This is a genomic window from Phytohabitans maris, from assembly GCF_031085175.1.
GTDB lineage: Bacteria > Actinomycetota > Actinomycetes > Mycobacteriales > Micromonosporaceae > Phytohabitans > Phytohabitans maris.
On sequence record NZ_JAVHUY010000001.1, the window covers coordinates 280,595 to 301,730 of the forward strand.

21 protein-coding genes are annotated in these 21,136 nt (G+C 72.7%); 8 read left to right on the plus strand and 13 right to left on the minus strand.

The window, feature by feature from the left end:
• The first annotated feature begins 60 nt into the window (after positions 1-60).
• The 4 genes from RB614_RS01260 (at position 61) to RB614_RS01275 (ending at position 4,294) form a co-directional block, all read left to right on the plus strand.
• Positions 61-1,044 (plus strand): glycosyltransferase family 2 protein, encoded by a 984-nt coding sequence (locus RB614_RS01260; RefSeq protein WP_308710416.1) that lies wholly within the window; start codon positions 61-63, stop codon positions 1,042-1,044.
• Positions 1,045-1,109: 65 nt separating this feature from the next.
• On the plus strand, positions 1,110-3,122 hold the full coding sequence (locus RB614_RS01265) for a hypothetical protein (protein ID WP_308710417.1): 2,013 nt from the start codon (positions 1,110-1,112) through the stop codon (positions 3,120-3,122).
• The gene (locus RB614_RS01270) at positions 3,070-3,432 is read left to right on the plus strand and encodes a hypothetical protein (protein WP_308710418.1); all 363 of its coding nucleotides are present in this window, start codon (positions 3,070-3,072) and stop codon (positions 3,430-3,432) included. Before RB614_RS01265 ends, RB614_RS01270 begins: the two co-directional genes overlap by 53 nt.
• 67 nt (positions 3,433-3,499) lie before the next feature.
• Positions 3,500-4,294, plus strand: coding sequence for a class I SAM-dependent methyltransferase (locus RB614_RS01275; RefSeq protein WP_308710419.1), 795 nt, complete (start codon positions 3,500-3,502; stop codon positions 4,292-4,294).
• Between the two features lie 79 nt (positions 4,295-4,373).
• On the opposite strand, the gene RB614_RS01280 is transcribed toward RB614_RS01275, so the two are convergent.
• From RB614_RS01280 to RB614_RS01305, 6 genes are all read right to left on the minus strand, one after another.
• Positions 4,374-5,762 carry an acyl-CoA carboxylase subunit beta gene (locus RB614_RS01280; RefSeq protein WP_428982896.1) on the minus strand — a complete coding sequence of 463 codons (1,389 nt, stop codon included), beginning with the start codon at positions 5,760-5,762 and terminating at the stop codon, positions 4,374-4,376.
• Positions 5,763-5,814: 52 nt separating this feature from the next.
• Positions 5,815-7,038: a beta-ketoacyl-ACP synthase II gene (gene fabF, locus RB614_RS01285; protein ID WP_308710421.1), complete on the minus strand. Its 1,224-nt coding sequence runs from the start codon at positions 7,036-7,038 to the stop codon at positions 5,815-5,817.
• Between the two features lie 2 nt (positions 7,039-7,040).
• Entirely contained in the window at positions 7,041-7,280 is a 240-nt protein-coding gene (locus RB614_RS01290; RefSeq protein WP_173038887.1) for an acyl carrier protein, read from the minus strand.
• A 122-nt stretch (positions 7,281-7,402) separates the two neighbouring features.
• A complete protein-coding gene (locus tag RB614_RS01295; protein ID WP_308710422.1) occupies positions 7,403-8,347 on the minus strand; it encodes a beta-ketoacyl-ACP synthase III in 945 nt (314 codons plus the stop codon).
• The gene (locus RB614_RS01300; RefSeq protein ID WP_308710424.1) at positions 8,347-9,516 is read right to left on the minus strand and encodes an acyltransferase domain-containing protein; all 1,170 of its coding nucleotides are present in this window, start codon (positions 9,514-9,516) and stop codon (positions 8,347-8,349) included. Before RB614_RS01300 ends, RB614_RS01295 begins: the two co-directional genes overlap by 1 nt.
• Positions 9,517-9,629: 113 nt before the next feature.
• A complete protein-coding gene (locus tag RB614_RS01305; protein ID WP_308710425.1) occupies positions 9,630-10,829 on the minus strand; it encodes a PucR family transcriptional regulator in 1,200 nt (399 codons plus the stop codon).
• Between the two features lie 43 nt (positions 10,830-10,872).
• Between RB614_RS01305 and RB614_RS01310 the strand changes: the two genes are divergently transcribed.
• Entirely contained in the window at positions 10,873-11,499 is a 627-nt protein-coding gene (locus RB614_RS01310; RefSeq protein WP_308710426.1) for a phosphatase PAP2 family protein, read from the plus strand.
• On the opposite strand, the gene RB614_RS01315 is transcribed toward RB614_RS01310, so the two are convergent.
• The 3 genes from RB614_RS01315 to RB614_RS01325 form a co-directional block, all read right to left on the minus strand.
• On the minus strand, positions 11,484-12,101 hold the full coding sequence (locus tag RB614_RS01315; protein WP_308710427.1) for an NYN domain-containing protein: 618 nt from the start codon (positions 12,099-12,101) through the stop codon (positions 11,484-11,486). The genes RB614_RS01310 and RB614_RS01315 overlap by 16 nt on opposite strands.
• A gap of 174 nt (positions 12,102-12,275) precedes the next feature.
• Positions 12,276-12,941 carry a response regulator gene (locus tag RB614_RS01320; protein WP_308710428.1) on the minus strand — a complete coding sequence of 222 codons (666 nt, stop codon included), beginning with the start codon at positions 12,939-12,941 and terminating at the stop codon, positions 12,276-12,278.
• Positions 12,938-14,074: a sensor histidine kinase gene (locus RB614_RS01325; protein WP_308710429.1), complete on the minus strand. Its 1,137-nt coding sequence runs from the start codon at positions 14,072-14,074 to the stop codon at positions 12,938-12,940. Before RB614_RS01325 ends, RB614_RS01320 begins: the two co-directional genes overlap by 4 nt.
• 142 nt (positions 14,075-14,216) lie before the next feature.
• On the opposite strand from RB614_RS01325, the gene RB614_RS01330 reads away from it, so the two are divergent.
• From RB614_RS01330 to RB614_RS01340, 3 genes are all read left to right on the plus strand, one after another.
• Positions 14,217-14,756: a hypothetical protein gene (locus tag RB614_RS01330; protein WP_308710430.1), complete on the plus strand. Its 540-nt coding sequence runs from the start codon at positions 14,217-14,219 to the stop codon at positions 14,754-14,756.
• Positions 14,757-14,818: 62 nt separating this feature from the next.
• A complete protein-coding gene (locus tag RB614_RS01335; RefSeq protein ID WP_308710431.1) occupies positions 14,819-15,184 on the plus strand; it encodes a hypothetical protein in 366 nt (121 codons plus the stop codon).
• 22 nt (positions 15,185-15,206) lie between these two features.
• Entirely contained in the window at positions 15,207-15,854 is a 648-nt protein-coding gene (locus RB614_RS01340; RefSeq protein ID WP_308710432.1) for a TetR/AcrR family transcriptional regulator, read from the plus strand.
• Between the two features lie 284 nt (positions 15,855-16,138).
• On the opposite strand, the gene RB614_RS01345 is transcribed toward RB614_RS01340, so the two are convergent.
• From RB614_RS01345 to RB614_RS01360, 4 genes are all read right to left on the minus strand, one after another.
• Positions 16,139-16,777 (minus strand): hypothetical protein, encoded by a 639-nt coding sequence (locus RB614_RS01345; RefSeq protein ID WP_308710433.1) that lies wholly within the window; start codon positions 16,775-16,777, stop codon positions 16,139-16,141.
• 409 nt (positions 16,778-17,186) lie between these two features.
• Positions 17,187-18,596 carry a glutamate--tRNA ligase gene (gene gltX, locus RB614_RS01350; protein ID WP_308710434.1) on the minus strand — a complete coding sequence of 470 codons (1,410 nt, stop codon included), beginning with the start codon at positions 18,594-18,596 and terminating at the stop codon, positions 17,187-17,189.
• Complete coding sequence (locus RB614_RS01355) at positions 18,593-19,852, minus strand: MFS transporter (protein ID WP_308710435.1); 1,260 nt, start codon at positions 19,850-19,852, stop codon at positions 18,593-18,595. Before RB614_RS01355 ends, gltX begins: the two co-directional genes overlap by 4 nt.
• Complete coding sequence (locus RB614_RS01360) at positions 19,849-21,126, minus strand: GH1 family beta-glucosidase (RefSeq protein ID WP_308710436.1); 1,278 nt, start codon at positions 21,124-21,126, stop codon at positions 19,849-19,851. Before RB614_RS01360 ends, RB614_RS01355 begins: the two co-directional genes overlap by 4 nt.
• Between the last annotated feature and the right edge of the window lie 10 nt (positions 21,127-21,136).

Consider the following 21,136-nt stretch of genomic DNA (forward strand, 5'->3'; position numbering starts at 1 on the left):
CATGGTCTGAGCCGTCGATGGCTACCGACCGCGCACAGGTCATCCTGATAGCGTGCGGGCGTGGTCGCCTCCGAGCCGGCATTGTCAGTCGTCGTGCCGATATACAACGAGCAGTCGGTGTTACCGCTGCTCGTGGCCCGGTTGCGCGGGGTCCTCGACGCGCTCGGCGAGCCGTACGAAGTGGTGGCCGTCGATGACGGCAGCACCGACAACACCCCGGCCGCGCTGCTCGCCGCCCGCCGGGAGTGGCCGCAGCTGCGGGTGATCCGGCTGCGCCGCAACAGCGGCCACCAGCCGGCCCTGCTGGCCGGGCTCATGCGCGCCCGCGGCGACTACGTGGTCAGCATCGACGCCGACCTGCAAGACCCGCCCGAGACCATCGCCGCCATGTTGCGGCTCGCCCAGGACCAAAACCTGGACATCGTGTACGGGGTCCGGGCCGACCGCAGCACTGACACCGCGTTCAAGCGCTGGACCGCCAGCGTCTACTACCGGCTGATGCGGCGCATCGTCGGCAACCACGTGCCCGCCCATGCCGGCGACTTTCGCCTGCTCAGCCGCGCCGCCGTCGAAGCCCTCCGCGAACTGCCCGAGCGCACCCCGGTGCTCCGGCTCGTGGTGCCCTGGCTCGGCTTTCCCAGCGGCGAGGTGACCTTCGAGCGGGAAAAGCGGGCGGCCGGGCACACCAAATACCCCCTGTCCCGGATGGTGGCGCTCGCCGCCGACAGCATCACCAGCTTCTCCGCCGCGCCGCTGCGCGTGGCCACCTGGCTCGGGCTGGCCGGGGTCGCGGTCTGCGGGCTGCTCGTCGCGGTCACCATCGTCGCGTACCTGCTCGGTGCCACCGTCTCCGGCTGGCCCTCCCTCTACCTGGCGATCCTCTTCCTCGGCGCCGTCCAGCTGCTCTGCCTCGGCCTCCTCGGCGAGTACGTCGCCCGCATCTACACGGCCGTGCAAGCGCGACCGGCCTATTACATCGCCGACGACACCCGGGCCACCGCACCGGCGCCGGCACAGGTGTCCATGGTGGACAGCCTCGAGTGACCGCTACGGCGAGCCGCTCGGCGGGGAGCGCCGAAGAGGCGGGACGGCCGGCGCGGGTACCAGAGATGGCGCGGAGATGGAGCCCGGCGGCGGTGGCCCTCGCGGTGGTGGCCGCCGCCCTGCTCTCGACCGGGACGCCGGTCCTGGACGTGGCGCGCTACGCCGCGTATGCGGCGCTGGCGGTGGTGCTGCCCGGCACGCTGGTCTACCGGGCGCTGCGCCGCGGGCCGCACACGCTGGTCGAAGAGCTGGCGATGGGCGCGGCGGTCGGGCTGGTCCTGGAGCTGGCGGCCTGGTTCGTCTTCGTGTCGGCCGGCGCCGAACGGTGGCTGTGGGTGTGGCCGGCCGCGGTGGTCGTGCCCTTCCTCGCGGTGCCGGCGCTGCGGCGGCACTGGATGGTGCGCGGCCACACGCCGGTGCCGGCGGGCTGGGCGTGGGCGGTGACCGGCGTGATCGCCGGCTTCACGGCCTACCTGTGGGACTCCTTCCTGCGCCGTAACCCGATCCTGCCCACCACCGAGGGGCAGGCGCAGTACCTCGACCTGTCGTTCCAGATGTCGATCGCCGGCGCGGCCAAGCACCAGGCGCCGCTCGACGTGCCGCAGGTGGCCGGGGAGCCGCTGCACTACCACTGGTTCGGGTTCGCGCACATGGGGGCGGCGTCGCTGGTCAGCGGCGTCGACCTGCCGACCGTCTTCCTCCGCCTCGCGGTGCCCGCGCTCTGCGCGCTCGCGATCGTGCTGGTCGCCGTGGTGGGGCGGCGGGTCAGCCGCCGGCCGTACGTGGGTGTGGGCGCCGCGGTGCTGATGTTTACGATCGGCGAGTTCGGCTACGAGAACGGGATCCGGCAGCTCTTCGGCACGCAGGCGACGTTCATCGTGTGGGGCAGCCCGTCGATGACGTACAGCTGGGTGCTACTCCTGCCGCTGATCGGCGTGCTCGCCTCGATCGTCCGGGGCGAGGCCTCGCGCGGCACGTGGGTGCTCGCCGGGCTCCTGCTCGCCGGCTCGACCGGGGCGAAGGCGAGCTCGATCCCGGTGGCCGCCGGCGCGCTCGGGATCACCGCGCTGGTACTGCTCGTGAGCCGGCGGCGGCTGCCCTGGGCGGTGCTCGGCGCGCTGGGGCTGGCGGTGGCGGCGCAGGTGTTCGCGACCGCGGTCCTGTTCGCGTTCGAGAGCCACGGCGTGACCGTGCGCCCGTTCTCCGGCCTCGCACCGTACGTCTCGTCCGCGCCCACCTGGATCCTCGCCGTGGTCGCGTTCCTGCTCAACATGCAGCTCCGGCTCGCCGGGATCGTCGCGCTGCTGTGGCGGCAGCGGCTTCGGCTGCTGCCGGAGCAGGTCTTCCTGCTCGCCGGGGCGGCCGTGGGGCCCGTGCTCTACCTGGCGACCGCGCACCCGGGCAGCAGCAACCAGTACTTCCTGCGGGCCTCGTTCGCGTTCGGGGTGATCCTCTCCGCGTGGGGCTGGGCGGTCGTTTCCTTTCCGGAGCGGGTGGTCTCGTCGCGCTCGCGCGACGAGACCGCCCGCGACAGGAGGGCTGTCGGCGTGCGGGTCGGCTTCGCGATCGGGTTCGGGGGGGCGGGGGGGGGGGGGGGGGGGGGGGGGGGGGGGGGGGCGCCGGCCCCCCCCCCCCCCCCCCCCCCCCCCCCCCCCCCCCCGCGACAGGAGGGCTGTCGGCGTGCGGGTCGGCTTCGCGATCGGGTTCGGGGCGCTGCTCTGCGCGGTGCAGCTGATCGGCGGCCCGGCCCAGGTCACCTGGCAGCCGCTGTACGAGCCGCTGCTCCCGCTGCTGTTCTGGGCGCTCGGGCTGGCGCTGGGGCTCGCGATCCTCGGGCTGCTGTGGCGCGGGCGGTTCGCTCCGGTGCTGCTGACGGCCGTACTCGTCGCCGGCGCACCGGGGCTGGTCATGGACGCCGAGGCCGCACACCGCTACCCGAACGGCGGCGCGTACGCGGTGACCGCCCTGCCCGCCTCGCGGATCGAGGCCGCCCGCTGGGTGCACGACCACAGCCACCCGGACGACGTGGTCGCCACCAACGCGCACTGCCTCCTCCCCGAGAAGGCCGGGCTGTGTGACGCGCGGTCGTTCTGGCTGAGCGCGTACACCGAGCGGTCGGTGCTGGTCGAGGGCTGGGCGTTCGCGCCGCGGGTGGTCGGGCAGCCGCAGGGGCCATGGGTACCGTTCTGGGAGCCGGCGCTGCTGGCCGCCAACGACGCGGCGTTCTACGAGCCGACCCCCGACGTGCTGCGAGCTCTGCGCGCGCGGGGCGTCCGCTGGCTGGTGGTCGACCGCGACGTGCGGCTGGAGTCGCCCGACCTGGCCGCCCTGGCACCGCTGCGCTTCGAAAACTCCCGGATGGCCGTGTACTCGTTGCCCGCGCCATGAGGCTGTGGGGCCCGTGCCCGGTGGGCGGTGATCAGGTCGCATGCCGGCACCACCTAGGGTGTACGGGGTGGAGGCGACCGAGATCCGCAAGCTGGCCGCGCTCGAGGACACCCACTGGTGGTACCGGGAGCGCCGCGTGCTGCTCGACCGGGCGTTGCGCCGCCTCCCTCGTCCGGTCGCTCCGGTCGCCCGTGTCGCTGCCCCTTCCGGCGGCGGTTTCGGCGCTCGTGGTGTCTTTGGGGCGCCTGGTGCAGGCGGTGGCCGCTGGGCTCTGGACATCGGGGCGGCCGGCGGCGGCAACACGCGGGTGCTCAAGCGCCGAGGATGGTCGCCGGTCGCGCTGGAGTACGGCCCGGAGGGGGCCGAGGTGGCCGCCGAGCGGGGGCTCGACGTGATCCGGGCCGACGCCCGCGCGCTGCCGCTGCCGAACGCGAGCCTGGACCTGGTCGTCGCGTTCGACGTGCTGGAGCACATCGACGAGGACCACGCCGCGGCCGGCGAGATCCACCGCACCCTGCGGCCGGGTGGCAGCGCGCTGATCGCCGTACCCTGCGACATGCGGCTCTGGTCCGCCCACGACGTCGCGGTCGGCCACGTGCGGCGGTACACCCGGGAGTCGCTGGCCGCCGTCGTGGAGAAGGCCGGGCTGGTCATCGACGAGATGTGGAGCTGGAACGTCCTGCTCCGCCCGATCGCAGCCTGGCGCCGCCGCAAGTCCACCGGCAGCGACCTCGACGACCTGCCGGCCGTGGTCAACCTCGGGCTGACCGCGATCATCGCCGCCGAGCGGTACCTGCCGGTCAAGTCGCTCCCCGGCGTCTCCCTGATGCTCCGCGCCCACCGCCGTACCGAGTCGGGGTGATGGGCTGTGATCAAAGCTCCCCTCAAGTCGTTCTAACGACTTGAGGGGAGCTTTGATCACAGCCGTGGGGAGTGCGGCGCTAGAGGGGGATGTTGCCGTGGGCGCCGCGGGCGGCGGGTGCGCCGGCGAGCGCCTCGGCGATGCGGCGTCGCGTCTCGTCCGGCTTGATGACGTCATCGACCACGCCGATCTCCAGCGCTCGCCCGACGCCGCCGGCCACGCGGGTCTGCTCCTCGACGAGCTGGGTGCGCAGCGCCTCGCGCTCCTCGATCGGGGCGGCGGCGAGCTTCTTGCGGTGCAGGATGTTGACCGCCGCGGAGGCGCCCATGACCGCGAGCTCCGCGTTGGGCCAGGCGAAGACCGCGGTCGCCCCGAGGGAGCGGGAGTTCATCGCGATGTACGCGCCGCCGTAGGCCTTGCGGGTCACCAGCGTCACCCGCGGCACCACCGCCTCGGCGAAGGCGTGCAGCAGCTTGGCGCCGCGCCGCACCACGCCGTCCCACTCCTGGCCCAGGCCGGGCAGGTAGCCGGGCACGTCGACCAGCACGACCAGCGGTACCCCGAGCGCGTCGCACATCCGCACGAAGCGGGCCGCCTTCTCGGCGCTGGCCGAGTCGAGGCAGCCGCCCAGGCGCAGCGGGTTGTTGGCGATGACCCCGACGGTACGGCCGGCGAAGCGGCCCAGCGTCGTCACGATGTTGGGCGCCCAGCGGGCGTGCAGCTCCACCGCCTCGCCGTCGAGCAGCGCCTTGACCACCGGCTTGACGTCGTACGCGCGGTTTGCCTCGGCCGGCATCGCGGCGGCCATGTCGTGCCCGTCGACGTCGCCGACCGGCACGTCCGCCGGGCTGAGGCGGCCCTGGCGACCCAGCAGGTGGGCCAGCTTGCGCGCCTCGGCCAGCGCCGACTCGTCGTCCTTGGTGGTCACGTGCACCACGCCGGAACGCCGGCCGTGCGGCTCGGGGCCGCCCAGCCGCTCCATGTCGACCTGCTCGCCGGTGACCGAGCGGACCACCTCCGGGCCGGTGACGAAGATCCGGCCGGCGCCGGCCATCACGACGATGTCGGTGAGCGCCGGGCCGTACGCCGCGCCGCCCGCCGCCGGACCGAGCACCACGGAGATCTGCGGCACCCGCCCGGAGGCCCGCACCATCGCGGCGAAGACCTGGCCGACCGCGTCGAGCGCGACCACGCCCTCGGCGAGCCGGGCGCCGCCGGAGTGCCACAGGCCGAGTACCGGCACCCGCTCGCGGACGGCCTCGTCGATCGCGTCGACGATGTGGCGGCAGCCCTCGGCGCCCATCGCGCCACCCATCCTGGTGCCGTCGCTGGCGTACGCGATGGCGGGTGTGCCCTCGATCTCGCCGCGGGCCCACAGGACGCCGGAGTCGTCGCGCGACATCATCAGCCGCAGCGAGCCGGCGTCGAAGAGGGCACGCAGCCGTACCTCGGGGTCGCGATGGTCCACAGTGGACGAATCGGCGACGGCGGACGTGGTGGTGGTCACGACGGGCCTCCCTTTAAGGGCGGGTGAACAGCAGCGCGACGTTGTGCCCGCCGAAGCCGAACGAGTTGTTCAGCGCGACCGGCACGTCGACGTGCCGGGCCTTGTGCGCGGCCACGTCGAGCAGGCCGTCTTCGGGGTCGTCGAGGTTGACCGTGGGCGGGATGACCCCGTCGCGGATGGCCAGGATCGTGGCGATCGTCTCCACCGCGCCGGCCGCGCCCAGCAGGTGGCCGGTCATCGACTTGGTGGAGGTCAGCACCACGTGGTCGCCGATCGCGGCGCGCAGGCCGGCGACCTCGACCATGTCACCGGTGGGCGTCGAGGTGGCGTGCGCGTTGACGTGTACCACGTCCGAGCCGGCCAGGTCGGCCTCGGCGAGCGCCTTGCGGACGGCCCGGACGAAGCCGCGGCCCTCCGGGTCGGGCTGCACGATGTCGAACCCGTCCGAGGTGATGCCGGTGCCGGCGAGGCGCGCGTACACCCGGGCGCCGCGAGCCTTGGCGTGCTCGGCCCGCTCCAGGACGACGACGCCGGCGCCCTCGCCGAGGACGAAGCCGTCGCGCCCCTTGTCCCACGGGCGGGAGGCCCGCTCGGGCTCGTCGTTGCGCACCGACATAGCGCGCATGGAGGCGAACCCGGCGATCGGCAGCGGGTGTACGACCGCCTCGGTGCCGCCGGCCACGACCACGTCGGCGCGGCCGGAGCGGATGATGTCGAGCCCCTGCGCGATCGCCTCGGCGCCGGTGGCGCAGGCGCTGGCGACCGAGTGCACCCCGGCCTTTGCGCCGAGCTCCAGGCCGACCCAGGCGGCCGGGCCGTTGGGCATCAGCATCGGCACGGTGTGCGGCGACACCTTGCGCGGGCCGGAGGCCTCCAGGATGTCGTCCTGGGCGAGCAGCGTCATCGCACCGCCGATACCGGTGCCGACGCTGACCGCGAGCCGCTCGGTATCCAGCCCGGAGTCGGCGAGGCCGGCGTCGGCCCACGCCTCGTGCGCGGCGATCAGGGCGACCGCCTCGGACCGGTCGAGCCGGCGCAGCTTGACCCGCTCGATCTTCTCGGACGGCTCGACGGCGAGCTGCGCCGCGATCCGTACCGGGAGGTTTTGCGCCCACTCCTGGGTGAGCGGACCCACCCCGGAGCGGCCGGCGAGCATTGCGTCCCAGGTGGACGCGACGTCCCCGCCCAACGGGGTGGTCGCGCCGAGCCCGGTGACGACGACGTCTGTGTGTGGCATGGTCAGGCGTTGCTCTCGATGTAGGAGACCGCGTCACCCACGGTCTTCAGGTTCTGTACCTCGTTGTCGGGGATCTTGACCCCGAACTTCTCCTCGGCCGCGACCACGACCTCGACCATCGAGAGCGAGTCCACGTCGAGCTCGTCGGTGAACGACTTCTCCTCGGCCACGTCGTCCGGGTTCACCCCGGCCACCTCTTCGAGGATCTCGGCGAGGCCGGCGATGATCTCGTCACGGGTCATGGGGATTGTTTCCTCTCGTGCAATGGGATCGTCTGGATGCAATCGGATCGTCTGGAACTGTGGCGCCTTGCCGCCGCCGCTTCGCTCGCGCCGCTTGGCGGGGTCCGCGGGCGGCGGCGCGCTCACGGGCAGCGGATGACCTGCCCGGCGTAGGTGAGGCCGCCGCCGAAGCCGAAGAGCAGCACCGGGGCGCCCGAAGGCACCTCGCGCCGCTCGACCAGCTTGGAGAGGGCCAGCGGCACACTGGCCGCCGAGGTGTTGCCGGACTCGACGATGTCCTTCGCGATCACGGCGTTGGGGATGCCGAGGCGCTTGACGATACCGTCGATGATCCGGGCGTTGGCCTGGTGCGGCACGAAGGCCGCCAGGTCTTCCAGCGCGACGCCGGCCCGCTCGCAGGCCTGGCGCGCGAGCGGCGCGAGCATCGTGGTGGCCCAGCGAAAGACCGTCTGGCCCTCCTGCTGGATGTACGGCTGCCAGCCCTCGATCTTGAGCACGTCGCCCTTTTCCGGCGCCGAGCCCCACACGACCGGCCCGATGCCCGGCTCCTCGCCGTCGGGCGCCGCCGTCACCACGGCCGCGCCGGCCGCGTCGCCGAAGAGCACGCAGGTGGAACGGTCGCTCCAGTCGGTGATGTCGGAGAGCTTCTCCGCGCCGATCACGATCGCGTTGTGCGCGGCACCGGCCCGGATCGCGTGGTCGGCGGTGCTGAGCGCGTACGAGAAGCCGGAGCAGGCGGTGTTGACGTCCATGGCCGCGGGGGCGGCGATGCCGAGCTTGCTGGCGACCCGGCTGGCTACGTTGGGGCAGCGGTCGATCGAGGAGCAGGTGGCCACCACGACCATGTCGATGTCGGCGGCGGTGAGCCCGGACGCGGCCAGCGCCTTACCCGCGGCGGACGCGGCCATGTCGGCGACCGTCTCGCCCTCCGCGATCCGGCGGGTCACGATGCCCACCCGGTCCCGGATCCACTCGTCGTTGGTGTCGACGATGGCGGCGAGGTCGTCGTTGGTGACGAGGCGGGAAGGCTGGTAGTGACCCATCGAAAGGATGCGCGAACCGGCCATTAGAGATGTCCTCCGATGCGGGCGAGGGGCTGGCCCGGGGCGACCGGGTCGTCGTGGTGCGCGAGCCACTCCGTCAGTACGCCACCGTCGTGGGCGGCGACCTCGACCGGACCCTGGCGGGTGGCGACGTGGCCGATCACCTGGCCGGCGGAGATGTCGTCGCCCTCGGCGAGGCCGGCGGCGGGCTCGAAGGTGCCGGCGTTCGCCGCGACCACGACCCGAAACTGGGGGGTCGGCTCGTGGTCGGGCGCGGCGCCGTGGCGGGCGATCAGGTCGCGCGCCTTGGGCAGGTCGTCGGGGGTGTTGAGGGTGACGATCTCGGGTACGCCGGTGGCGGCGAGCTCCCGCTTGACCAGCCCGGCGAGCGTGCCGGCCGGGGCGAGCTCGATCACCGCGGTGACGCCGAGGTCGGCGAGAGTACGCATGCACAGGTCCCACCGCACCGGTGCGGTGACCTGGCGGACCAGCCGCTGCAGCAGCTCGCGGCCGTGGTTGACGGCGGCACCGTCCAGGTTGGACAGTACGATCTTGCTCGGGTCGGCGGGCGTGATGCCGGCGGCCACGGTGGCGAGCGCCTTCTCGGCCGGCGCCATGTAGGGCGTGTGGAACGCCCCGGCCACCTGCAGCGTCCGGACCCGGGCCCCGCCCGGGCGGTCGGCGGCCAGCTTTTCCAGCTTGTCGACCGCGCCGGCGGCGACGATCTGACCGGCGCCGTTGCGGTTGGCCGGGTACAGCCCGTACGCCTCGATCGCGGCGACGACCTCCTCGGCCTCCCCGCCGAGCAGGGCGGCCATGCTGGTCGGCTCCAGCGCGCAGGCGGCGGCCATCTCGCGCCCGCGCACGCCGGCCAGCGTGATCGCCGCCTCCGGCGAGAGCACCCCGCCCAGCGCGGCCGCGCCCAGCTCGCCGACGCTGTGGCCGGCGACCACGGCCACGTCGTACATCGGGAGCTGCTCGGCCGTGAGGAGGGCGGCGGCGACCAGGAGCGGCTGGGTGCGCGCGGTGTCCCTGATCGCGTCGGCGTCGGCGTCGGTGCCCAGGTGCACGAGATCGACGCCCGCGAGCGCGGACCACCACCGCAGGCGCGCCTCGGCGCCGGGCAGCTCCAGCCATGGGGTCAGGAATCCGGGCTTCTGGGAGCCCTGTCCGGGCGAGAGTACGGCGAGCACGACTAAGACTTTCCTTGATACTGGCGGGTCAGGTGGGTGCTGGCATGCACCAAACCGCACTACAGACTTTGTGGAGACCCTACAAAGATCGCAGGTTACACCCAAAGGTTCGTTCAGGTTATGGCCGGTGTCACAGGCGCTTGCGGGTCGAGCCGCCCGATCGTGAGCGCCACACGCAGCGCGAACGCGTCCCGCGGGGTCAACGGCGACAGGCCGGTGACGTCGGCGACCCGGCGGAGCCGGTAACGCACGGTGTTCGGGTGGACGAAGAGTGCCCGGGCCGCGCCCTCCAAAACCCCGCCCGCCGCGAAGAAGGCGTCGAGGGTCTCCAGCAGCTCGCCGCTGGCCCGCACCAGGCCGCCGTACACGTCCTGCCGCAGCCGCCGCCGGGCCTCGACGTCGCCGGCCAGGGCGCGCTCGGGGAGCAGGTCGCGCGCGGCGACGGGGCGCGGGGCGTCCGGCCACCCGGGCGCCGCGCGGAAGCCGGCCAGCGCGGCCCGGGCCGACTCGGTCGCCTCGTCGAGCGTGGCCACGACCGGTCCGACCACGACCGGGCCGGCGCCGAAGCCGGCCAGCAACTTGGCGGTGGCGTCCAGCGGATCGCTCGCCCCGCCGAGCACGAGCACCAGCCGGTCGCCGTGCACGCCGCCGATGATCTCCACACCGATCCGCCGCGCCGCCCGGTACACCGTGTGCAGCACCGCGGCCGCCTCACCCCCCGGCGAGCGCCCGACCGCGACCGCCACCGGCGGGGCGTCCGCCCAGCCCAGCGCCGCCGCCCGGCTGGCCAGCACGTCCGAGGAGTCGCCGCGCAGCAGCGCGTCGACCAGCAGGGCCTGCAGCCGCGCGTCCCAGGCGCCGCGCGACTCCGCCGCCCGGGCGTAGACCCGCGCGGCCGAAAACGCCACCTCGCGCGAGAAGCGCAGCACGGCTTCGCGGAGGGCGGCCTCTTCACCGGGTACGGCGAGGTGCGGCACCTGCTCCTCGGCCACGTCGATGGTCACCTTGACCAGGGCCACCGTCTGCTGCAACGAGATCGAGCGGGCCAGTGCGGTGGGCGCCGCGTCGAAGATCTCGTCGGCCAGATCCTGCCCGGGCCGGCGCCCGTCCCGGCGCAGCCACTCGACCAGGGAGCGCACGCCCGCCTGGGCGACCAGCATGACCCAGGCCCGCTGGTCGGCCGGAAGCTCGCGGAACCAGGGGAGCGTCTCGTCCATCCGGGACACGCTCGCGGTCGCCAGGGCGCCGGCCGATCGCTCGATCCGCCGTACGGTCTCGCTCAGCGCTGCGCCGTCATCGCTGCCCGGTGGCACGACACCAGCCTGTCATGCCCGGGTCCATGCCACTATGGCCGGGATGATCGCCCGCCCTCCGCTGGTCGTGCCGCTCGTGGCGCTGGCCGCGTTTCTCGCGCTGATGGCCGTCGTGGTCGGCGACTGGTCCCCGGTCGAGCGGCTGGACACGGCGCTGAGCGAAGACCTGCGGGAGTACGGCGTGGACCACCCGGACCTGGTCGACGTGCTCCGCGTCGCCACCGACGTCGCCGCGACGCTCTCCTACGTGGCCGCCGGCGTGGTCGCGATGGCTGCTTTCCTGCTGCGCCGCCACCGCCGCGAGGCGTACCTGTGCGCCTGGGTCACCGTGCTCGTGCCGGCGCTGTGGGGCCTCATGCACTGGGCACTGCACCGGCCGCGCCCGCCAGACGGCTTCGTCTTCGTGGACAGCAACGGCTTTCCCAGCGGCCACACCTCGCACGCCGCCGCGGCCGCGCTGGTCGCCGTGCTGCTCCTGTGGCCACGCCTGGCCCGACGGGGTCGGACGCTGGTGGTGGCGGGAGCGGCGGCGGTCGCCCTTTTCATCGGCGCGACGCGGGTGCTGCTGCTGGCCCACTGGCCGACGGACGTGCTGGGCGGGTGGCTGCTCGCCCTGACGGTGGTCCCGCTGGCCGCGAGAGCCGCCACCGCCCGTCATGGCCGCGAATAGTCGGTCGTGTCGCAAACCTCGTCGTAATTCTTCTGGTCGAGCCAATGACACCAGAGCCGCACATCATCAATGGAGAGCCGTTTGCTGTGCCGGCGATGGCCACTCCAAGCGGCGACCTCTACCCGTTTGTCGGTGAACTTTGCCACGGTCTCAAGGGCGGGCTTGAGGTCCGTGTCTGTCGACATCAGCACGCCGACGTCATATTGGTCCTCTAATGCCAGCCGCACGAAGTCGACCGCCAACGCGACGTCTACGCCTTTCTCCTGCGGTTTTTCGCCAGGTTGGGCTCGGTCTGGCCATCCTCGTGGGTAGCGGAGCGGTCGGGTGATCACAGCGACTCGCGGATCAGCGGACCAGTCCTCGATCTGCCGGGTGCAAGCGGCGTTTCCCCGGCTGTCACGGGTGGCGTCAGGCAGGCCACGGTAGATCCGAACGCCGGAGAGCTCTCGGGCGAACGCGTCTCTCTCGACGATGTGCTCGCCGATCAGAACAGGCGTGATCTGTCCGGCGACGTTGGGGACGCCTGTTTCAGGATGGAAGCAGTCTCGCGCGCCTCGGTAGACGTTTTGGTAATCCACGAAGAGCATCAGGCGATCCGTCACGGGACCGCTCCGTCGGCAAAGAACAATCCCCGCCAATCCAGGCCGAGGCCAAGATGGCGGGGAACATTGAGTCCTTTATAGCGTGCACACGGGCGGCTGTCAACTCGGGTCTCCCCGGGGAATGTCTGCATGCCGGGAAGATTTCAGTTCAGTCCATTGGGGGACATGGGCCGATCATCCATCAAATCCCTTGATCGATAGGTTTAGGTCCTGGGCGAGAATGGCGGCCTGGACTCGGCTGCGAAGCCCCAGTTTGGTGAGAATGCGGCTGACGTGTGTCTTGGTGGTCGACTCGGCCATCTCCAGGCGGCCGGCGATCTCCAGGTTGGACAGGCCCTGTCCCAGGCAGGCGAGCACATCCCGTTCGCGCGGTGTCAGGCCCTCCACGGCCGCGCGCAGGGCGGCCGGGGCGCCGGGCGCGGTGGCGGCGAACGCGGCGATCAGCCGCCGGGTCACGGCCGGGGCGATGATGCCGTCGCCGCGGGCGACCGTGCGCACGGCGGCGACCAGGCCGTCCGCGTCGGTGTCCTTGAGCAGGAAGCCGGCGGCGCCGGCGCGGAGGGCACCGAAGACGTACTCGTCGAGGTCGAACGTGGTCAGCACCAGCACGTCCGCCAGCCCCTCGGCGACGATCTCGCGGGTGGCGGAGATGCCGTCCAGGCGGGGCATGCGCACGTCGAGCACGGCCACGTCCGGGTGGAGGCGGCGGCAGAGGGCGAGCGCCTCGGCGCCGTCGGCGGCCTGGCCGACCACCTCGACGTCCGGCGCGCCGTTCAGGATCATGGCCAGGCCGGCGCGGACCGCGTCCTGGTCGTCGGCGATGACGACGCGCACGCTCATGTCGGCAGCTCCGCGTGCACCCGCCAGCGGGTGCCGTCGCCGCCCGCGTCGAAGCGGCCGTGCAGCAGCGCCGCCCGTTCGCGCATGCCGATCAGTCCGGCACCCGCACCGGGTACGGCCGCCGCGCCGTTGATCGGGTTTTCGACGGTGAGCGAGACGATCCCGGCGCCGTACGCGACCGCCACGTCCGCCCGGCCGGTCCCGTGCTTGAGCGCGTTGGTCAGCGACTCCTGCACGATCCGGTACGCCGCGAGATCCACCCCGACCGGCAGCGGGCGCGGCTCGCCGCTGGTCTCCAGCCGTACCGTGAGCCCGGCGCCGCGCGCCTGCGCGACGAGCTGGTCGAGCTCGGCCAGCCGTACCCGGGTGGGCTCGTCGTCGCCGGCGTCTTCGCGGAGCAGCTCGATCATCTGGCGCATCTCGGCCAGCCCCTGCACGCTGTTCTCCCGGATCACCTTCAGCGCCTGCTCGACGGCGTCCGGGTCGCGCTCGCGCACGGACAGGGCGGCGGTCGCGTGGATGGCCGCCGCGCTGAGGTGGTTGGCGATCACGTCGTGCAGTTCGCGGGCCATCCGGGTGCGCTCGGCGGTGACGGCCTGCCGGCGGTCGAGCTCGACGAGGCGGGCGGTCTGCTCGGCGCGGGCCCGCTCGGCGGCGGCCTGGTCCCGGTACTGCCGCACGCTGATCGCGGTCACCACCGGCAGGACCAGGATCAGTACCGCGGGGATGGCCAGCTGCAGGCCGCGCCACGAACCGGCGAGGATCGGCCCGGCGATCGCGCAGGCCGCGCTCACCCCGATGCCGACCCGCAGCAGGATCCGCCACATCCGGGCCGAGCCGTACAGGCAGGTGTCGTAGAGGATCTGCGTGTAGACCAGCAGGGTGCCGAGCGAGGCGCCCATCGCGAGGTCGGGGACGAGCGCGACCGTGCCGAGGGCGAGGCCGGCGCGGGTGGCGACGCGGCGCAGGGCGAGCGCGACGCAGGCGAGCACGAGCGGCGGTACGAAGAACGCGATCGGCAGCCGCGACGGCCACGGCTGGATCGTGTGCGCGACGCCGAGCGCGAGCATGGCGAGGCCACCGGCGAGCGAGAGGCCCGCCAGGGTCAGGTCCCGCCGCAGTGCCCTGGACACGTTTCGATCACATCACACGTATCGGTGCCGGGCCTCCGACCGGACGACGAGCCGGCGGGGGCGCGGGATCCGTCGAAGGATGTATCCGGATCCCCTCACCGCCGCCGAGGCCCGGAGCCGGCCGCGCGGCGAGGCTGAAGGCATGGTTCTCGCGGTCATCGCCGCGTGCGAGATCGGGTTCTGGGTGATCCTGGGCGCCGGCCTCGTCGCGCGGTACCTGCTGCGGATGCGCCGCCTCGGTGGCGTACTCCTGCTTTGTGTGCCCCTCGTCGACGTGGTGCTGCTGGTCGCGACGATGATCGACCTGCGGCGTGGCGCGGAGGCGAACTTCACCCACGGCCTCGCCGCCGCGTACATCGGATTCTCCATCGCGTTCGGACACTCTATGGTGCGGTGGGCGGACCAACGGTTCGCCCACCGCTTCGCCGGCGGACCGCCGCCGTGGAAGCCGCCGAAAGGCGGATGGGAGCGCGCCCGGTACGAGTGGCGGGAGTGGTTCAAGGGCCTGGCCGGCTGGTCGGTCGCGTGTGGCCTGCTGGCGGGTGGCATCCTCCTGGTCGGCGACTCGAGTCGGACCGAAGAGTTGTTTGCGTGGATTGGTCGGCTCACCGGGGCACTCGTCATCTGGTTGATCGCTTTTCCATTGTGGGCCACGTTATTTCCCGCACGGGCCAAGGAGTGATGTAGTAGGCACCGGGGGTGCCTGGTACAGGGCGGTTGTCCCGCCGGTGAGGAGAACGAAATATGGCGCACGGGGAGGCCGAGCACGGCAGCGCCGAGAGCGAGCAGCACTACCTGCTGGGCGAGCACGGCGTGCCCAGCAGGCACCTTCGGTGGGTCTGCGGGGCCGGTCCGCAGCCTGTCGAGGAGGCGGTGCCGCAGGTCGCTCCCGGTGCGGCAGGCGTTGCGTCTGGCGCCCCGATGGAGGCGTCAGACGCTCCGGTTGGCGAGCTGTCGCCGGACGAGGGGCGGACGCTCGTACCCGAGCGGCGCGGCCCGGCGGTGTGCCGGTCCAGCCATCCCGGGTGGGCGGGCGCCCATCGGCATGGCGCGGTCCGGCCGCGGGCCCGCGCGACCCGCCGCGAACGTCCACCGGACCGGTGGTGCTGAGGGGCTTCACTAGGCTGTAAGAGTGCGGGCAAAACAGCAGATTCTGGACGAAGCGCTAGCCCTGGCCGACGAGCACGGCCTCGGGGCGATCTCGATGCGCGCTGTCGCCCGGCGGATGGGGCTGACCTCGATGGCGCTGTACCCGTACGTCGGCACGAAGGACGACCTGCTCGACGGCCTGGTGGGCCGGCTGCTGGCCGACCTGCTCCCGGCCCAGGACACCGCCACCGCCGGCTGGCGCGAGCGGCTGCGGGCCGTCGCCCGAGCCGCCCGGGCCCTGGCTAGCGCCCACCCCGGGGCGTACCCCCTGCTGATGGCCCGCCCCTCCGCCGCGCCGGACGCCTTACGCGTGGTCGACCTGATCTACGCCGCGCTGCTCGACGCCGGCGTGCCCGAGCCGGAGGTGCCCCGCCTGGAGCGGATGCTCTCCACGTTCGTGCTCGGCTACGCGACGTCCGAGGTCAACGGTCGCTTCGCGGCCGGCCGGAGCGGTGCCGAGGCCGCCCCCGCGCCGCACGCGCTGCCCGCGCACGACCGCCTGTCCCGGTGGCTGGGCGGCGAGGTCGACTGGGACGCCGAGTTCGAGGCCGACCTGCGCGACCTGATCCACCTCGTCGAGTCGGCCGCGAAAGACCGATCGCATGCGCGGGGTCCCCGGGGAAACGTGTAGCGCAGCGCCGGGTCCGCCGGGTGCGGCGTGTGCGCGGAGCGGTCGGGCTGCACGCACAAACGGGGCAGCTCGAGAGCTTCCCGCGCGCGCATCCAGCGGCGCCGCGCGGGGTCCGCGTCGGGCGGGCCCCTGGCTCCGGCGCGATCCCGATGGTCTGGAGCGCCCCTGCCGGCGGGGTGGCCGCGACCAGGCGCGGAGGGTGAGGCCGCGGGAGCAACGGTCCGGACCGCGACGGACATCGCGGTAGCTCGATGCCTCTTTGTCTCTGGGGTTTGGCCGCCGCGTCAGCGGGTGCGGCGGCGCACCAGCAGTGAGATGCCGGCGAGTCCCAGCGTGATGACGACGACCACCGCGCCGTTGAGCAGCAGCACCTCGCGCAGGTCGGCCAGCAGCTTGTCGAGGTCGCGGCCGGGGTTGAGCGTGTTTTCGTCGAAGACGCGCTCGCCGCCGCCGATGCCGCCGTGCAGCGTCTCCGGCTTTTCCGGCAGCGGCACGCCGGCCGCGCGCAGGGTCTCGGACATGTTGAGCCGCCCGTAGAACCACGCGTTGGTGGTCTTGCGCTTGTCGGGCTGCTTGGCCGGCCGGTAGGCGCGGGGGCCGCCGGCGGCGAGCGGGTAGAGGTCGTAGGTCTGCTTGGCCTGCTCGCCGACGTGCACGACGACCGTGAACTTGGGGCCGAGGTTTTCCGCCTTGGGCGAGCTGGTCTGGCCCTTGGTGCTGGCCAACCAGTTGACCTGGCTCAGCACCGCCTCGAAGAGCTCCGGGCTGCTCTTGGCGTGGACCGTGATGGCTTTTGCCAGCTCGGCGCCGTCGATCGTGATCGTGTCAGGCTTGGCCGGCGCGGCGAGGGCGGGCGACGGGGCGAGCAGCGGAGCGGCGACGGCGACCAACACGGCGCCGCTCATGAACCATCGGCGGCTCACCCCTGCGACCATGACCGACCTCCCGCCCCGATGGATGGTCCCGCCCCGTGGCGCGGCCGACGATCCGCTTTAAACCAAAGACTCCGCCATGCCACGCCCGGTTGCATGCGCAGCCCAGGTTTTTCGAACTATCTGCGATCGTCGCCGCCGATGACAACATGCCCAATCGTTCGGCCGCCGAATCGTAACCGGCCGCCGCCGATCGTGGTGTCCGGGGCTCGACACGATCGCACCCTTCCGGCGCCCCGCCGCCGGGAGCCGGCTCAGCCGCGAGTACCCGTCGACGGCGGTCGTGGAGGTCCGCCGTCCTTGTCCGCGTCGAGCGCCCGATCCCGCTCTTGTGGGCCGGGACTTTCTTGTCCCGGGGTCAGATCCCGCTCTTGTGGGCCGGGACTTTCTTGTCCCGGGGTCAGATCAGGCGGGCGCGGGCGGCCTCGATCCGGGCCAGTGTGCGCTCCTTGCCCAGCACCACCAGCGACTCGAAGAGTGGCAGCCCCACGCTGCGGCCGGTGACCGCCACCCGCACCGGGGCCTGGGCCTTGCCGAGCTTCAGGTCGCGGGCGGCGCCCACCGCCTCCAGCGCCCCCTTCAGCGACTCGGCGTCCCACGACGGCAGGGCGCCGAAGGCGGCGGCGGCCGCGTCCAGGAGGTCGGCGGCGCCGTCCTTCATCGCCTTCGACCAGGATGCCTCGTCGATCTCGGGGGAGGGTACGAACAGGAAGTCGACGTTCGGCACGATCTCGCTCAGTACCGCGATCCGAGTCTGGGCCAGCGGCGCCACCGCGGCGAAGGCGGCCGGGTCGAAGTCTTCCGGGCGCCACGGCGGCGGCGGGATCGTCTCGGTGCCGGTGAGCCAGGGCTGGCAGGCGGCCGAAAAGGCGGCGGCGTCAAGCGCCCGGATGTACTCGCCGTTGAAGGCGCGCAGCTTCTTCTCGTCGAAGAACGCGGGCGACGGGTTGACCTCCTCGAGGCGAAACTCCTCCTCGATCACCGACCACGGCACGATCTCCCGGTTGCCGCTGGGGGCCCAGCCGAGCAGCATCAGGTAGTTGCGCATGGTGTCGGCGAGGTAGCCCTCGTCGCGGTACGCCTCCAGCGCCACCTTGTCGCGCCGCTTGGAGAGCTTCTGCCGCTTTTCGTTGACGACCACCGGCACGTGCGCCCAGATCGGCGGCTTCACGCCCAGCGCGTCCCAGAGCAGCTGCTGCTTCGGCGTGTTGGGCAGGTGCTCCTCGGCGCGGATCACGTGCGTGATGCCCTGGGTCATGTCGTCGACGACGTTGGCCAGCAGGAACACCGGCGAACCGTCACCGCGGGCGATCACGAAGTCTTCCAGCAGCTTGTTTTCCCAGGTGGGCTCGCCGCGGATGAGGTCGACCACGACGGTCAGACCCTCGTCCGGGGTGCGGAAGCGCAGCGCCCGGCCGGGGCCGGCGGTCAGGCCGCGGTCGCGGCAGAAGCCGTCATATCCCTGGTACTGCGAGCCGGTGCGGGCCTGCACGTCCTCGCGGGTGCAGTCGCAGTAGTACGCCCGGCCGGCCGCGTACAGCTTTTCGGCGGCGGCGCGGTGCTCACCCGCGTTGGCGGACTGGAAGTACGGACCCTCGTAGGTGCCGCGTGCGATGCCGATCCAGTCGAGCGCGTTGAGGATGCCCTCGGTCCACTCCGGCCGGTTGCGGGCGGCGTCGGTGTCTTCGATCCGCAGGACGAAGGCGCCGCTGTGCTGCTTCGCGTAGATCCAGTTTTGCAGCGCCGAACGGGCACCGCCGACGTGGAACATACCGGTGGGAGACGGGGCGAAGCGCACGCGTACGGTCACGGCACCGAGCGTATCCGCACCACGAAGACGCTGCCGAGGAGGGTGACGACGGCGGTGAGCGCGTACAGGGTGGGGTAGCCGCCCAGGTGCACCACGATCGGCGCGGACATGGCCGGGCCGAGCACCTGCGGCGCCGAGTTGGCGATGTTGATGACGCCCAGGTCCTTGCCCCGGTCGGTGGCCCGGGGGAGCACCTGCGTGATCAGCGCCGCGTCGACGGCCAGGTAGACGCCGTAGCCGGCGCCGAGCAGCACCGCCGCCACGATGGCCATCGCCCACAGCGGCCAGACCGCGAGCAGGACCGCGGCCACCGCCATGATCACGCCGGACCAGATCACGAAGACCTTGCGCCGGCCGGAACGGTCGGAGAGCCGGCCGGCCACGACCGCGGTGGCCATCATGCCCGCCGTGTAGATCAGGATCAGCACGAGCAGGCCGCCCTCGGGATCGGGGTAGTTCACCCCGTCCTGCAGGAAGTAGAGCAGGTAGAGCGTGCCGAGCGCGTTGCCGACCTGTACCAGGAAGCGGGTGCCCCAGGCCCACGCGAAGTCCGGGTGCCGGCGCGGGTCGATCCAGATGCCGGAGAGCAGCGGCACGCGCGGCCGGTGCGCGCGGGGGAGCGGGTCGTCCGGGGTGAGCAGGGCGAACGGCAGCGCCAGGATCAGCACGGCCACCGCCACCGCGTAGTACCCCGCCTTGTTCTCGGTGAAGATCGCGGTCACCAGCACCGCGCCCAGGACCAGGCCGAGCGACTGCGGGATGCCCACCCAGCCGGAGACGCCGCCGCGCTGCGCCACCGGTACCCGGTCGGGGATGGCCGCGGTGAGCGTCGCGAGCGCGGCGTTGAAGCAGACCTGGGCGGCCACCCAGCAGACCGCGACGCCGGCGATCGAGCGCTGCTGGCCGAGGAGCGCCAGCGACGCGGCGCCGAGGAGCGCACTGGAGAGTGTCCAGACGTGCCGCCGGCCGTACTCCCGGGTGCCGATCCGCGGCGACGTACGGTCCGAGAGCGCGCCGGCGAGCGGGTTGGCGATCACCGCCGCGAGCGCGCCGAGCGCGGTCACCCAGCCAAACATGGCCTCCTTGTTGGCCGGGTCGATCAGCTCCACCTGGTTGGGCAGGAGCACCTGGATCGGCGTGAAGAACGCCATCCACACGCCGAGGTTGGCGCTGAAGATGAGCGCGATCCAGCCGCGCCGCACCGGTACGGTCGGCTCGGCGAGCGCGGCGGGCAGCGGCGCGACCCCGGCGGTCATCGGGAGGCTCTGACGAGGTCCCGGTACCAGGCGTACGACGTCTTCGGCGTGCGCACCTGCGTGTCGTAGTCGACGTGCACCAGGCCGAAGCGCTTCGTGTACCCCTCGGCCCACTCGAAGTTGTCCAGAAGGGACCAGACGAAGTAGCCGCGTACGTCCACACCGGACGCCATGGCGGCGCGCATCGCTCCGATGTGGCCGTCCAGATAGGACACCCGCTCCGGGTCGTCGATCCCGTCGTACGCGCAGCCGCTCTCGGTGATGTGGATCGGCGGGAGCGCCTCGCCGTACTCCTCCTTGAGCCACACGAGGAGCTGGCGCAGCCCGTCCGGGACCACCGGCCAGCCGAACGCCGTCGTCGGGTAGCCCTCGACGGGCGCGAACTCGAACGGCAGCGGGCTGTCCGGAGTGGACGGTGCCCGGATCCCGGTCGGGTTGTAGTAGTTGACGCCGAGCGCGTCGAGCGGAGCGGCGATCGTGTCGAGGTCGCCGTCGTGCACGACCGCCGGGTCCAGGCCCAGCTCCGGATAGCCCCGCCCGAAGAGCGGGTCGGTGAAGAGGCGGTTGTGCAAGGCGTGGTAGGCCGCTGCCGCCTCCGCGTCCCCCTCGCCTGCGGGCCAGACGGGGGAGTAGTTGTTGGTGATGGCCACCGCGCCGGCGCCCTGGGCGCGCAGCGCCGCCACCGCGAGACCGTGCCCGAGCAGCTGGTGGTGGGCCACCGGCAGCGCGCCGAAGAGGAGGGTCTGGCCGGGCGCGTGCTCACCGGTCGCGTACCCGAGTGTCATGTGGATGAACGGCTCGTTGAGCGTGATCCAGAGCCGTACCCGGTCGCCGAGCGCCCCGGCGACCAGCCCGGCGTAGTCGGCGAAGCGGAATGCCGTGTCGCGGCTCAGCCAGCCACCTTTGTCTTCCAGCGCCTGCGGGAGGTCCCAGTGGAAGAGCGTGACCACGGGGTCGATCCCCTTGGCCAGCAAGGCGTCGACGAGGCGGTCGTAGAAGTCGACCCCGGCCGGATTGGCCGGGCCGGTGCCGTCCGGCTGGATCCGCGGCCAGGCCACCGAGAAGCGGTACGCGTCGATGCCGAGCCCGGCCATCAGGTCGACGTCCTCGGGGTACCGGTGGAAGTGGTCGCAGGCGACGTCGCCGGTGCCGCCGTCGGCGATCCGCCCGGGCTCGTGGCTGAACGTGTCCCAAATGGACAGCCCGCGCCCACCCTCGCTGGCGGCACCCTCGATCTGGTACGCCGCCGTCGACACACCCCAGGTGAAGGCCATCCGCCGCCCC

What these genes read in the sequence shown, in the direction of transcription:
- RB614_RS01360 (WP_308710436.1), bottom strand. Translation starts at nt 21,126, where the DNA reads ATGGCCTTCACCTGGGGTGTGTCGACGGCGGCGTACCAGATCGAGGGT.
- RB614_RS01355 (WP_308710435.1), bottom strand. Translation starts at nt 19,852, where the DNA reads ATGACCGCCGGGGTCGCGCCGCTGCCCGCCGCGCTCGCCGAGCCGACC.
- fabF (WP_308710421.1), bottom strand. Translation starts at nt 7,038, where the DNA reads ATGCCACACACAGACGTCGTCGTCACCGGGCTCGGCGCGACCACCCCG.
- RB614_RS01320 (WP_308710428.1), bottom strand. Translation starts at nt 12,941, where the DNA reads ATGAGCGTGCGCGTCGTCATCGCCGACGACCAGGACGCGGTCCGCGCC.
- RB614_RS01290 (WP_173038887.1), bottom strand. Translation starts at nt 7,280, where the DNA reads ATGACCCGTGACGAGATCATCGCCGGCCTCGCCGAGATCCTCGAAGAG.
- RB614_RS01330 (WP_308710430.1), top strand. Translation starts at nt 14,217, where the DNA reads ATGGTTCTCGCGGTCATCGCCGCGTGCGAGATCGGGTTCTGGGTGATC.
- RB614_RS01265 (WP_308710417.1), top strand. Translation starts at nt 1,110, where the DNA reads ATGGCGCGGAGATGGAGCCCGGCGGCGGTGGCCCTCGCGGTGGTGGCC.
- RB614_RS01295 (WP_308710422.1), bottom strand. Translation starts at nt 8,347, where the DNA reads ATGGCCGGTTCGCGCATCCTTTCGATGGGTCACTACCAGCCTTCCCGC.
- RB614_RS01310 (WP_308710426.1), top strand. Translation starts at nt 10,873, where the DNA reads ATGATCGCCCGCCCTCCGCTGGTCGTGCCGCTCGTGGCGCTGGCCGCG.
- RB614_RS01335 (WP_308710431.1), top strand. Translation starts at nt 14,819, where the DNA reads ATGGCGCACGGGGAGGCCGAGCACGGCAGCGCCGAGAGCGAGCAGCAC.